This is a genomic window from Sulfurospirillum arcachonense DSM 9755 (assembly GCF_000597725.1).
Classification (GTDB): domain Bacteria; phylum Campylobacterota; class Campylobacteria; order Campylobacterales; family Sulfurospirillaceae; genus Sulfurospirillum_A; species Sulfurospirillum_A arcachonense.
This window is the reverse complement of sequence record NZ_JFBL01000008.1, coordinates 113,729-126,731: the sequence shown is the minus strand read 5'-3', so window position 1 is coordinate 126,731 and position 13,003 is coordinate 113,729. Positions and strand designations below refer to the sequence as shown.

General features: G+C 30.3%; 13 protein-coding genes. 2 read left to right on the top strand and 11 right to left on the bottom strand.

Translation table 11 applies throughout. From position 1 onward, the window contains the following. On the top strand, positions 1-549 hold a 549-nt coding region (locus tag K354_RS14120; RefSeq protein WP_037940479.1), incomplete at its 5' end, for a methyl-accepting chemotaxis protein. Positions 550-684: 135 nt separating this feature from the next. After that, the gene (locus tag K354_RS0108055) at positions 685-1,281 is read left to right on the top strand and encodes a peroxiredoxin (RefSeq protein WP_024954995.1); all 597 of its coding nucleotides are present in this window, start codon (positions 685-687) and stop codon (positions 1,279-1,281) included. A 25-nt stretch (positions 1,282-1,306) separates the two neighbouring features. On the opposite strand, the gene K354_RS0108050 is transcribed toward K354_RS0108055, so the two are convergent. The 11 genes from K354_RS0108050 to pth form a co-directional block, all read right to left on the bottom strand. Further along, the gene (locus K354_RS0108050; protein WP_024954994.1) at positions 1,307-1,714 is read right to left on the bottom strand and encodes a Fur family transcriptional regulator; all 408 of its coding nucleotides are present in this window, start codon (positions 1,712-1,714) and stop codon (positions 1,307-1,309) included. Between the two features lie 5 nt (positions 1,715-1,719). Then, positions 1,720-3,555: a 1-deoxy-D-xylulose-5-phosphate synthase gene (gene dxs, locus K354_RS0108045; protein ID WP_024954993.1), complete on the bottom strand. Its 1,836-nt coding sequence runs from the start codon at positions 3,553-3,555 to the stop codon at positions 1,720-1,722. A gap of 2 nt (positions 3,556-3,557) precedes the next feature. Further along, a complete protein-coding gene (fliH, locus tag K354_RS0108040; RefSeq protein ID WP_024954992.1) occupies positions 3,558-4,352 on the bottom strand; it encodes a flagellar assembly protein FliH in 795 nt (264 codons plus the stop codon). Next, the gene (gene fliG, locus K354_RS0108035; protein WP_024954991.1) at positions 4,352-5,380 is read right to left on the bottom strand and encodes a flagellar motor switch protein FliG; all 1,029 of its coding nucleotides are present in this window, start codon (positions 5,378-5,380) and stop codon (positions 4,352-4,354) included. Before fliG ends, fliH begins: the two co-directional genes overlap by 1 nt. Then, positions 5,377-7,110: a flagellar basal-body MS-ring/collar protein FliF gene (gene fliF / locus K354_RS0108030; RefSeq protein WP_024954990.1), complete on the bottom strand. Its 1,734-nt coding sequence runs from the start codon at positions 7,108-7,110 to the stop codon at positions 5,377-5,379. Before fliF ends, fliG begins: the two co-directional genes overlap by 4 nt. An 8-nt stretch (positions 7,111-7,118) precedes the next feature. Further along, the gene (gene hisC, locus K354_RS0108025) at positions 7,119-8,213 is read right to left on the bottom strand and encodes a histidinol-phosphate transaminase (RefSeq protein ID WP_024954989.1); all 1,095 of its coding nucleotides are present in this window, start codon (positions 8,211-8,213) and stop codon (positions 7,119-7,121) included. 49 nt (positions 8,214-8,262) lie between these two features. Beyond that, complete coding sequence (gene pheA / locus K354_RS0108020) at positions 8,263-9,333, bottom strand: prephenate dehydratase (protein ID WP_024954988.1); 1,071 nt, start codon at positions 9,331-9,333, stop codon at positions 8,263-8,265. After that, positions 9,326-10,078 carry an HAD-IIA family hydrolase gene (locus K354_RS0108015; protein ID WP_024954987.1) on the bottom strand — a complete coding sequence of 251 codons (753 nt, stop codon included), beginning with the start codon at positions 10,076-10,078 and terminating at the stop codon, positions 9,326-9,328. The genes pheA and K354_RS0108015 overlap by 8 nt, the downstream gene beginning before the upstream one ends. Then, positions 10,075-11,280, bottom strand: coding sequence for a diaminopimelate decarboxylase (gene lysA / locus K354_RS0108010; protein WP_024954986.1), 1,206 nt, complete (start codon positions 11,278-11,280; stop codon positions 10,075-10,077). The genes K354_RS0108015 and lysA overlap by 4 nt, the downstream gene beginning before the upstream one ends. Positions 11,281-11,370: 90 nt before the next feature. Further along, positions 11,371-12,432 (bottom strand): LptF/LptG family permease, encoded by a 1,062-nt coding sequence (locus tag K354_RS0108005; protein ID WP_024954985.1) that lies wholly within the window; start codon positions 12,430-12,432, stop codon positions 11,371-11,373. Beyond that, positions 12,429-13,001, bottom strand: coding sequence for an aminoacyl-tRNA hydrolase (gene pth / locus K354_RS0108000; protein ID WP_024954984.1), 573 nt, complete (start codon positions 12,999-13,001; stop codon positions 12,429-12,431). Before pth ends, K354_RS0108005 begins: the two co-directional genes overlap by 4 nt. Between the last annotated feature and the right edge of the window lie 2 nt (positions 13,002-13,003).

The following is a 13,003-nucleotide window of genomic DNA, read 5'->3' as shown; positions in this document are numbered from 1 at the left end:
AAAATACAACAACTTAGCCAAGATACAGAACAAGTAAAAGATGTTCTTCAAGTAATAGGAGATATTGCAGATCAAACAAACCTTCTTGCACTAAATGCCGCAATTGAAGCAGCAAGGGCAGGTGAACATGGACGAGGATTCGCAGTAGTTGCAGATGAAGTAAGAAAACTAGCAGAACGTACTCAAAAATCATTAGTTGAGATCAATTCAACTATAAGTGTTATAGTTCAATCTATTATGGATTCAAGTGAACAAATGACAAGTAATTCAAAAAAAGTAGAAGAGTTGAGTGGAACAGCTACTAATGTAGAAGAGAAAATAAATGAACTTTCATCTGTAATGGGTGATGCAACAAATATGGCAGATAAAACAGTAACTAGTTATATTCAAACTGGTGATGATATAGGAGATGTAATACAAAGTGTAAGTAAAATCAATGGACTTTCAACTGAGAATGCAAGAAGTGTTGAAGAGATTGCTAGTGCTGCTGAGCATATGAATAAAATGACTGAAACACTTAATGATAAACTCGCTGAGTTTAGAACTTAACAAAAGATAAGGCACTATAAACAAGCTAAATCAATTAGTGCCTTTTGTGTGACATATAAACTTTAATTTTAAAGTCTATCTAATTATTTATCAGTTATAATTCCTTATTAATAAAAATTACTATTAAGGAATATTATGTTAGTTACAAATAAAGCACCAAATTTTACAGCAACAACTGTATTAGGAAACAATGAAATAGTTGAAGATTTTAATCTTTATGAAAATTTTGGAGAAAAAGGTACAGTTTTGTTCTTTTATCCTCTGGATTTTACATTTGTTTGTCCTTCTGAAATCATTGCATTTGATAAAAGATTAGAAGAGTTCACTAGTCGTGGTATTAATGTTATAGGTGTTTCTGTCGATTCACAATTCTCTCACTTTGCATGGAAAAATACTCCAGTAAATGAAGGTGGTATAGGTCAAGTAAGATATCCTCTAGTAGCAGATCTTTCAAAGCAAATTTCTAAAGATTATGATGTTCTATTTGGAGAAAGTGTTGCTCTTCGTGGATCATTTTTAATCGATACTGATGGGACAGTAAGACATGCTGTAATCAATGATCTTCCACTTGGTAGAAATATTGATGAAATGTTAAGAATGGTAGATACAATGCTATTTACTAACGAACATGGTGAAGTTTGTCCTGCTGGATGGAATAAAGGTGATGCAGGAATGAAAGCAGATACTAAAGGTGTTGCTGACTATCTAAGTGAACATGCTGAAGAATTATAACAAAGGCTAAGTAGGAGATTATCTCCTACTTACACATTTTACAATTATCTACTGTTGCGATAACATCTAACCTATCCAAAACTATATTTTTACTTTTTTCTAAATTATTTTGATACTTAAAAAGATTTTCATCATAATCCATATCTTCAATATAACTACAACTCTTACAAACTATATGAATATGAGGTTTTGCTAAATAATCATATCTCATTTTACCATTTGGTATATTTATTTCTATTACCATTCCATTTTCTTTTAAGACATGAACATTTTTATACACCGTTGCAAGAGAGATTGTTGGATTCTCTTCTCTTATACCATTATATATCTCTTCCATGGTTGGATGCGTTTTTTTACCTAACTCTTTTAACACAGCAACTCTTTGAGGAGTTGCCGTTAGCCCACTACTTTTTAAAACTGTTAAAAAATTCATTTATCCTACTTTATACTTTTTAAAATTTTTTTAGCTAACTGTTCTGCTAATATACCTAAATCTTCTTCTACTAATGTAGTATTACCATGTTTAATAAAATCATCTTCATACTCAAAACTAATTACTTTTACATTATCCCAAGTATAATCATTTTTGAGGTATGCTATTTGTGAACCAACCCCACCCATCTTAGCACTATCACTTATAATAAACCAATGATTATAACTTTTAGAAAGTTTTTCTAGCATATCTTTGTCCATAGGTTTAACAAATCTTAGATCTAATACAGCACAATCTATACCAGTTTTTTCTAATATTTTGGATACGTTAAGAGCTCTTCCCACACCATTTCCATACCCAATAAGAAGAACCTTGCTTTTACCTTCTTTCAAAAGTTGTGATTTTCCTAATCTAAAAGGAACATCTTCTACATTTTCACACTCAAAAAAAGCTCCTCTAGGATAGCGAATAGCACAAGGACCTTCATGCTTGTAAGCATACTCAACAGCTTGATACATACTAGCATTATCTCTTGGCGCAAAAATTGTCATATTTGGTATAGCACTTAAATAAGATATGTCAAAAGCACCCTGATGAGTCTCTCCATCTTCTCCTACTATTCCAGCACGATCTAATGCAAAAACTACGTTTAAATTCATTATACAAGCATCGTGTATCACTTGGTCATAAGCACGTTGTAAAAACGTAGAATATATAGTAATAAAAGGTTTAAAACCTTCTTTTGCCATAGCACTCATAGAAGTAACTGCGTGCTGTTCTGCTATTGCTACATCCCAAAACCTATTTGGAAATTCATTTATTAACCTACTTAATCCTGTACCTGTAGGCATAGCCGCTGTTACTCCTACTACATTTTCATACTTTTTTGCTAATTGAGAAAGCGCATCACTATAGATACTTGTAGCATTTTTTTTACCAGCACTTTTTATAGATTTTCCACTATCAATATCAAATGGACCAACTCCATGCCAATTCTCTTCATACCCTTCTGCAATTTGGTAGCCTTTGCCTTTTAAAGTTTGAGCATGAATAATAACTGGTTTTTTCATCTTTTTTGCTAACTCATATGCTTTTATAAGTTCTTCAACATTATGTCCATCAACTGGACCAATATAGTCAATACCAAGTTCTTCAAAAAGCATTCCAGGAGTTATAAGTTTTAAGCTCTCTTCAAACTTCTTAGCCATATATGTAGCACTATCAGGAAGATATTGTAAAAAATGTTCAGTTCTTTTCTTTACCTTTTGAAAAAAATCTCCAGCTATTGCATGAGAAAGAAATTTACTAATAGCACCTATTGGTTTTGCTATACTCATCTTATTATCATTTAAGATAATTATAACTGGTAGTTTTATATCACCTAATTCATTAAGCGCTTCATATGCCATACCAGCAGTCATAGAGCCATCACCTATCAAAGCAATTGGTCTTCTTGAGTCTTGCTCTTTTTTTAATGAAATAGCTTTTGCAGCACCTAGTGCTAATGATATAGAAGTTGAACTATGTCCTGCTACAAAATAGTCATATTGAGATTCACTAGGTTTTGTATAACCACAAATACCATTGAACTCTCTTAATGTATCAAACTTATCCCATCTATCAGTTAATAACTTATGTGCATATGATTGATGAGAGACATCAAATATAAATGGGTCTTTTTTCGCATCAAAAACGTAGTGCATTGCTACTATAAGCTCAACTGCACCTACATTGCTACTTAAATGTCCACCATTTTTACTGACTGTTTCTATAATTTTTTTTCGAAGACTCACACATATGTCTTTTAATTCTTCTACTGATTTACCTTTAACCTCTATCATTATTAACCATTTTCTATTAAATTTTTTACTTTTTCTAATCTTGTAGTAATATTACCATCTAAATTTCCAGCATCACTTAAAACAACAACACCACCTTCTGTAATAGCTGTGTCACTCTCTACTCTTATATTTTCAATATCTGAATATACATCATTTAATGCTTCAAAGTCTTTAGGATTTATTTTTAGTTTTATGTTTTTTACATCTTTTAATTCTTCAATTAATTTTTTTGAAAGTGCAATAGCTATTTCACTACTTGAATGCTTTATTTCTTTTAAAATAACTTCTTTTGCAACTTCTATTGCCGTTTGAGAAAGCTCTGTTTCTATTTGTTTTAAAAAATCATTTCCCTTTTTAACTTCTTCTTCTAAAATATTTATAGAATTAAAAAATTTTTTCTTTACTTCTTCAGTTGAATCTAAAAGCTCACTTTGTGCTTTTTGATAACCAGTTTCAAAAGCAGTTTCAGATTCTCTTTTTACCTCTTTTTGGAGTCTATTTTCAAACTCTACTTCTTGCTTTTCTATTTGCATTTGTAATTTAATTATATTTGTGGATAACTCATCACTTTTTTTCAACAACTCTTCAATAAATTTATTTTGTTGTTCATCTTGTTGTATCAATATTTCAGTTTGAGGAAGAGGCGAAGGCTCAATACTTGGAGTTTCAGGAATAACTTCTTTTTTTATTATTTCTTCTTCACTTTCATGTACAGTATTTACTCCACCAAGTACCTTAAACCTATATGGCTCAATTGTATGATTTTTTGCTTTAGCTGTATCTATTATATTTTTCATTAATCAATCATCTCTTCTGCTTCACCAACTTGAATAACACCTTGTTCAGCGAGTTTTTGAACTTCATCAACAACTCTTCTTTGTGTATCTTCAACATCTTTAACTCTTACTGCACCTAAGAAACTCATCTCTTCTAAAAATGCTTCTTGTGCACGTTGTGACATATTTTCTAAGAATTTATCACGTAAATCATCAGCGGCTCCTTTAAGAGCAACCATTAAGTCTTTTTTATCTGCTACTTTTAAAATTTCACGAATTGCTGTAGAGTCTAGTTTCATAATATCTTCAAAAGTAAACATCATCTCTTTAATCGTAGTTGCTAATTCTTCATCTGTTTGTTCAATATATGCAATTGTAGATTTAGAAGCCTTTTGTCCTAGACGATTAAGAATTTCAGCAACGGCTCTAGGCCCTCCAACTTCTACTTTATAAGAAGTTAATGATTCTAATTTATTTTCAAGTACTGCAGAAACTCTTTTTACTACCGAAGGAGATATATCTCCTAAGTTTGCCATACGAATTGTTACTTCACTTTTAAGCTCATCTGGAAAAAATGAAATAGTCTCAGCAGCACTTGTGGGATCCATATGTGCTAAAATTAATGCAACTGTTTGAGGATGCTCTGTCACAATAAAATCTGCTAATTGTTGTGGTTTTATCTGAGAAAGATATCCAAAACTTTGTGTATTTTCCATACTTTTAGAAAGTTTATCAAGTATTTTTTGAGCAGCATCTGGTCCAAAAGTACGGTAAAGAATCTCTTTAGCATATTCCATACCACCACTTCTAATATACTGATTTGATTGCATTATTGCATAAAATTCTTCTAAAACAGCATTTGCTACATTTTTATCAATATTTTTTACTATGGCAATATATTTTGATATATCTGTAACTGTCTCAATGTTCATATGTGAAAAAAGATTTGTAGTAGTGTCTTCACCTAGTTGAATAAATAAGATAGCTACTTTTTCAGCCATACTTAGTTCATTATAAAGATTTTTTTGTTCTTCAGTTAACTTCATTATACACCACCATCAGAGCCTCTTCCTGGCGATTCATAATCACCTTCATTTCTTATCATAGTTTCAAGTAATCCAGCTATTTCTTCACTTTTATCATCCGCTAAAGCTTTTAATTTTTCTAAAAGAACATCGTATTTAAGTTCTTCTTCATTAAATTCTTCTCCAATTCCAAGCTGATCTTCAACTTTTTTACGAGCTTTTTTAAATTTCTCTAAAGTATCTTCTGCACTATCTTCATCTTCTTCAGATTCCAATTTCATCTCGTCTGCAGTATATTCTTCAGAAGAATGCTCAATCATTTTTTCACTAAATGGCTCAATTACTTTTTTATAGAAAATAAATAGTAAAATACCCGCTATAAGATATTTAATTATCGGAATAAGCGGTGAGCTATAATAAGTAATTTTATCAATCATATTTTGAGTTGGAGCTTTTGTACCATCTTTTTGAAGAGGTTTAAACTCAAAATTACTTACTGTGACTTCATCCCCTCTATTGACATTAAAACCAACTGTTTGTTTCACTATATCATTTATTGATGCCATTTGAGCTTCACTGAGAGGGATATACTCTAATTTCCCCGTACTAACACCATCTGCATCTTTAGTAAAATCATAGTTACCATCGACAACAACAGCTGTACTCAGTCTTTTAATTGTTGCGAATTCACCTTTAACATTTGTCACTTTTTTAGATATTTCGTAATTTGTCGTAGCTGAACTTTTTTCATATTTTTCTGTTGCGTTATTACTCTCTAATCCTTGAACAGGACCTATATTACTAACAGCTCCAGGAACTCCACCAACATCCTTTGGTTGACTTCCTTCTCTCTTTTCTTCTACACTCTGCTCACTTCTTGGTACAGAATTTGGATCATAAACTTCACTAACACTATCTTCTCTAGCAAAATCAAAATCAATAGTAACTTTAGCAACTACTTTATCAACCCCTCCAATGACAGGAGCTAATACATTAATAATCTTATCTTCAATATCTCTTTCAAACTCTTTTTTATATTTTATTTGAGATTTTACTAACTCACCTTCATAAGCAGCACTATCTTCATCACCAAGAGGAACACCTTCTTGATCAACAAGAGAAACATCTTCGGTCATTAAATTTGCAATCGATGCTGATACTAAATTTTTAATCCCTGTAATTTGTTTAATTGATAATTTCATCCCTCTTCTGATTGATAAAACTATCGAAGCTGTAGTGGGACTCTTTTTCTCTGCAAAAACAGTTTCTTTTGGAATTGCTATATGAACACTAGCTTTTTCTATTGGCATCAAACCTTCTATAGTTCTTGCTAATTCTCCCTCTAATGCTCTTAAATATTTAATCTTTTGTTCAAAATCAGTAGCACCAAATTCATTTTGATCAAATATTTCAAATCCAACTTTACTATCTTTTGGAATTCCCAAAGCTGCAATTGATATTCTTTGCTTATAAACCATGTTTGAAGGAACAGCAATAGTACCTTCATTAACAACTTTATAAGGTACTCCATCTTTTTCTAATTGCTGAATAATTAATGCCGAATCACCCGCATTTGTTTTCTCAAACAAAATACTATATCCACTTCCTATCATAGAATCTTTTGCTCTAAAAAGTAGTAAAAATACTATAAAACCAACAACTATAAGAATTGAGACAAGTGCTACAATTCTTTGTTTCAGTGTGAAGTTTTGAAAAAGTACTGCGATCTGATCGAAAAGCGTCTTTAAGTCCATTTATGCCCTTAAATTGTTATGTATGTACTAAAAAATTTGCTATTTTGCTCTGGTGTACCTATGGTTACTCTTATTGCATTCATTCCATACGCACCTAAATCTCTTACAATTATACCTTTTTTCAGTAAATTTTGTGCAATTAGAGATGATTTTCTATCATCCTCATATTTAAGTGTAATAAAATTTGTGTAACTTGGTATAAAATTAAAGCCATTATCTCTAGCAAATTTTTCATATTTAATCATTTCATCAAAATTCTCTTTTATACAATTTTGTACAAATTCTTCATCTTTTAATGCTTCAATACCTGCTTTTAAAGATAATGTTGTAATATTAAATGGTGAACGAAGTTTATGTAAAGCTTTAATTATTGTACTATCTGCAATACCATATCCACATCTCATACCACCAAGTCCATATGCTTTTGAGAAAGTTCCTAGATATAAAGTGTTAGGGTATTTACTAATTAAATCTTTTACATCAATTTTTTTATTTTTATCTTTATAACTTGCATATTCTTGATATGCTCCATCAACTACAACTAAAGTGCCATCATCAATTTGATCTAAAAAATTATAAACTTCTTTTGTATCTAAACACTCACCCAATGGATTATTTGGTATACATAAAAAAATCACTGAAACACTAGGGTTCTCTTTATACAATTGTAATAACTCATCTAAGTTATGTGTATGTGAAGGAGTTTTAAGTATCGTTGCTCCTGTTTGTCTTCCATAAATCTCATACATAGCAAAAGTTGTTCTTGCCATAAGTATTGAAGTATGCTTATTTGCTTTAGCTTGTAATGCAAATGAGATAATTTGGTCACTTCCTGCACCAATTATAACATTATCATTTGTTACTTTAAATTTATTTGCCAGTCCTTCTTTAAGCTCATACATACTATCATCAGGATATAAATTTGCTTTTCTAGTTTCTTTTTTTATAGCTTCAATCACCCTTGGACTACTGCCTCTAGGATTCTCATTACTTGCTAATTTTATAATATCTTTTTCATCAACACCATACTCTCTCACAACTAATTCTATCGGTTTTCCTGCTTCATAAATTTTTAAATTATCTAACACTGTATTAAACTTCATCTATCTTTTTTCTCCCTTTTTCTCAACATCTCTAGAAAACTGCACTTACTTATTCTCCAGCTTTTACATAGCTTCCTAACCACTTTATTTCATTAATACCTTCATTGGCTTTCAAAACTTTTTGGACATTTTCATCATCTATATGCCCTTCAAAATCCAAATAAAAAACTGCTTCAAAACCACTTTTCTTTACAGGACGAGATTCTATTTTTGTAATATTTACTTTTTCATTTTCAAAGCTTTGTAAAAATTTCACAAGTCCACCAGGTCTATTTTGAGTTTTTGCCAAAATAGAAGTTTTATTTTGTAATCCAGCCTTATTTTTAAAATCACTCAAAATTAAAAATCTTGTTTTATTCGCTAAATTATCTTCAATCTTTTCGAATAAAATTGGAACATTATAAAGTTTTGCAGCTATATGTGAACAGATAGAAGCACAATTTGGCTCGCTTGCTGCCAATTTTGCAGAAGCTGCTGTTGATTTTGTTGGAATAAATTCTACATCCATAAGCATGTGTTCTTCTAAAAATTTTCTACACTGATTGTAGCCTTGAGGATGTGAATAAATTTTCTTAATATCTTTTAAATTTTCACAATTTGTAGCAAAAGAGTGATGAATATCCATATAAATTTCTGCAACTATTAACGATTCAAATTTACCCAAACAATCAAGTGTTATACCAACAGCACCTTCAGTGTTATTTTCAATAGGAACAACACCATATTTAGCTTCTTTATTTTGTAAAACATTAAACACTGCTTCAACACTATTTAAAGCTATATAGTTTCCCATTGCTCCAAAACGACTCTCTGCAACTTGATGTGTATAACTTCCTTCTGGCCCTAAAAATACAATTTTCTCAGGCATTTCAAGATTTCTACTTACAGCAAATACTTCTAAGTATATAGCGTCAATAGCATTTGAGTTAAGCATACCATCATTAAGTGTTTTAAGTCTATCAAGTATCTCTTTTTCTCTCTCTGGTCTATAGATAGATGTACCACTTGTCTGTTTAGCTTTTCCAATAGCTTCAACTGATTTCATTCTTTTATTTAAAAGTTTTAATATTTCATTATCAATATCATCTATCTGTTTACGGAATATATCTAATTCATCCATTTATGCATCCTATATTTGGTACTATCTTGTCTATTGAAGTCTTTACATGTAAAGCTTCTTTTTCACTCTTACATTTTCCACTCAGCACTAAAGTTGTTTTTGCACCCAAACTTTTGATACCACACAAATCACCTACTGCATCATCACTTATCATCTCTATCTCTTCAAATGATGTAAGGTTTAGAAGTTTTAAGCCCTCTTCATAAAAAGCTTTACTAGGTTTTCCTATAACAGTATATGTACAACCTGTAGCATAAGAAAGCATTTCCATAATAGCGCCAACACCAGGATAGCGTTTGCCTTGTTTAGCATAAGTGCTCGTAGCATGCATTCCTATGAGTTGTGCTCCATCCATGACTTTTTCAATCATCAACGCATAATCTTCTGAATGAAAATCTTTACTACTCGTTACTAAAATTGCTTCAGGGTTTTCCTTGGTATTTACGTAACCTAAGGATTCAACTACATCAATAAACTCTTGTGGCCCAAAACAGCAAACTCTCTTTACATGTAAAGACTTTTTCAAAACCATAAATGGATCAAGGTAACAATTTTTTGGAATATTAAATCCAAGATTTGTTAAAAATGTATAAAACTCTTCACTTTTTTGTTTTGTGTTATTTGTCACTACTAAATACGAAGTTTTACTCTCATTTAAATTATCAATGAACTCTAACGCACCTGCAATTGGCTGTTTGTTTTTATCATCAATAAGAGTACCTTGAACATCTATAAAATAACTCATTTAGCAAACTTTTCCTCATTTGCAATCATATCTTCAAAACTCTCTCTTTGACGGATAAGTCTATCTTCACCATTTTGCACAGCTACTTCAGCAACTCGACCTCTCGTGTTATAATTACTACTCATTGTAAAGCAGTACGCTCCAGCACTTTTTATAGCAATCAAATCATCATGTTCTGTTTTTGCTAAGGCAACATCTTTTGCAAAAAAGTCTCCGCTTTCACACACAGGACCTACAACATCTGCTAAACTTTTCTCTTCATCATTTTTACCAAGAAGTTCCAAATCATGTGAAGCTCCATAAAGACTAGGGCGAATTAAATCATTCATAGCTCCATCAGTTATGACAAATCTTTTCTCACCATTTTTCTTTTCATAGAGCACTTTTGTTAAAAACCAACCACTATTACCTACTAAAAAACGACCTGGTTCACAAGTAAGCGTAACATCTAAACCTGTTAAATTTTCTAAAATACCTTGAGCATATTCGTAAGGATCTATTGTTTTTTCATCATGATATTTTATTCCAATTCCACCACCTACATCAAAAAATTTAATATCTATATTTAACGATATTAAATTTCTAAGCAAATCAGAAACTACTTTTGATGCTTCTTTGAAAGGATTTAGTTCTGTTATCTGACTTCCTATATGAAAATGTATTCCAATAGGATCTAAATTATCTGAGTTTTTTGCTTTTAAATACATTCTTTTTGCTGTATCAATATCTACACCAAATTTATTTTCATGAAGTCCTGTTGAAATATAAGGGTGTGTTTTTGGATCAATGTTTGGATTGACTCTTACACTGATTCTTGCTTTCACACCAAGTTCATGAGCAATCATTTCAACTCTATCCATCTCTTCTGCACTCTCAAGATTAATCATCAAGATGTCATTTTGTAAAGCTTCTCTTATTTCTTCATCTTTTTTTCCCACGCCTGAAAAAATAATCTTGTATTTTGCAACGCCTACATGTAAAGCTCTTTTAACTTCACCAATAGAAACACAATCACATCCTGCACCTAGTGAAGCAAGATGTTTTAAAACAGATAAATTTGAATTGGCTTTTACTGCATAAAATATAATAGATTTTCTTGCTTTAAATGCTTCTTTTAACTCTAGAAATCTTTTTTCAATGTAATCAAAATCATATACATAAAGTGGTGTACCATAACTATTCGCTAAACTTTTTAAATCCATATTAAACCCTCATCTAAGCAAAATTCATATTATCAATTCTTAGGAATACTAAGAACTTTGTAAAATGTATCTATTTTATCTAAAAGTTTATTAATTTTCTTTATAGTGAGAGAATAAAGCAAAAAATCCTAAGAGAACGATAGGTAAAATAACTCCAAGTTCTGGAAAAATTACCGAAGTAGAAGATAATTTTGTGAGTATAAATAAAATACCCCAAGTAGATAAAGTTATAAAAATAAATACGAAACTCAAAAAAGCCAAATTAAAAAATCTATTACTAATTGGCAATTTATAAAATAAAATTACAACTAAAAATGGAGCAAATAGAGGAAATAAAACATGTGAATACAGTAAGGTTTTTATTCTATCTAAATTTAAATTTTGTGAAGAGAAGAAAACAAGAGCATCAATCGTATCAATAATGGACATGTTATATTTTCCCTTATGAATATTTTCAATAATCTTTGGTCTAAAATCTTTTAAAGTTTTATACTTATCATAGACTTCTTGAGTAAACCCTTTGCCGTCAATCCTTCCTACTTCTGGTTTATTTTTTATAACAACATCTATTAATACCCAATTATCTTTATTAAAATAACCCTTTTTTGCAGAGATTATCTGGCTTAAATCATTGTTTTTTATAGTAAAAATTTTAATATCGCTTCCATACTTTTTAATAGGATCTAATTTTTTAAAATATATGTACTCATTATTATTTTTTAAAAACAATTCATTTGAAGCAGTTGAGATTGTACTATATTTTAAAAGATTTCTACTATACTCATATGCATAAGAAAAAGAGGTAAAATTAAGACTTATATAGATAAGTGCTAAAGCTAAAGAAGATAAAAAAAGCGGTTGTACTATAGCTTTTTTTGTAATACCAACAGCATATAAAGTAACTAATTCATTGGATTTTATCATGGCAAATTTTGTCACAATCATAGCAAAAACAATAGAAAGAGGAATAGCATAATTCATTGCATCTAATGTTTTAAATACGATATAAAGAAGCTGTAAATTTGCAGAATCTGGAAAATCATTATAATTTGATAGGGTATCTACACCTACATAAAAAAACTCTAATGAAAGAAAAATTATAAAAAAATTCTTTAAATAATTAAAAATTATATATTTTTGAAATAATTTCATATTTTCTTTCCATCATTAAAATTTTCTTTAAGTGTATACTTTGAAGAGATTGTACTTAACTCTCCATTTATAAGGCCTTTAGTTGCTTGTGTACTTATTTCTAATATCTTCTTTAGATTATCACTCTGTACTTTTGGAAAATCAGATAAAACATAATTAGCAACATCTTGTTTATTATTTGGTTTGCCAATTCCTATTCTTACCCTATAATAATCTTTTCCTATATGTGCATCAATAGACCTTAATCCATTATGTCCACCATGACCTCCTGCAATTTTATACCGCAAAGTACCAAAAGGCAAATCCAAATCATCATGTATAACTATAATTCTTTCTGGTTTATAATAATCACAAACAGCTCTTACACTTTCACCTGAAAGATTCATATATGTATGTGGTTTTAAAAAAAGTATATTTTTTGATTTAAAAAGTTCACCTCTAAAAGAGGATTTATTGATATGGGAACAATTATGGTCATCAACTAATTTGTCGATGACCATAAATCCGACATTGTGCCGATTGTTTTGATATTTAGAATCGGGGTTACCAAGTCCTACAATGAGTGTCATTG

Bases quoted from the DNA above. Each gene is read 5' to 3' on its own strand.
- K354_RS0108005 (WP_024954985.1), bottom strand. From the start codon at position 12,432: ATGAAATTATTTCAAAAATATATAATTTTTAATTATTTAAAGAATTTT.
- fliF (WP_024954990.1), bottom strand. From the start codon at position 7,110: ATGGACTTAAAGACGCTTTTCGATCAGATCGCAGTACTTTTTCAAAAC.
- hisC (WP_024954989.1), bottom strand. From the start codon at position 8,213: ATGAAGTTTAATACAGTGTTAGATAATTTAAAAATTTATGAAGCAGGA.
- K354_RS0108055 (WP_024954995.1), top strand. From the start codon at position 685: ATGTTAGTTACAAATAAAGCACCAAATTTTACAGCAACAACTGTATTA.
- lysA (WP_024954986.1), bottom strand. From the start codon at position 11,280: ATGGATTTAAAAAGTTTAGCGAATAGTTATGGTACACCACTTTATGTA.
- fliH (WP_024954992.1), bottom strand. From the start codon at position 4,352: ATGAAAAATATAATAGATACAGCTAAAGCAAAAAATCATACAATTGAG.
- pth (WP_024954984.1), bottom strand. From the start codon at position 13,001: ATGACACTCATTGTAGGACTTGGTAACCCCGATTCTAAATATCAAAAC.
- pheA (WP_024954988.1), bottom strand. From the start codon at position 9,333: ATGGATGAATTAGATATATTCCGTAAACAGATAGATGATATTGATAAT.
- dxs (WP_024954993.1), bottom strand. From the start codon at position 3,555: ATGATAGAGGTTAAAGGTAAATCAGTAGAAGAATTAAAAGACATATGT.
- K354_RS0108015 (WP_024954987.1), bottom strand. From the start codon at position 10,078: ATGAGTTATTTTATAGATGTTCAAGGTACTCTTATTGATGATAAAAAC.
- K354_RS0108050 (WP_024954994.1), bottom strand. From the start codon at position 1,714: ATGAATTTTTTAACAGTTTTAAAAAGTAGTGGGCTAACGGCAACTCCT.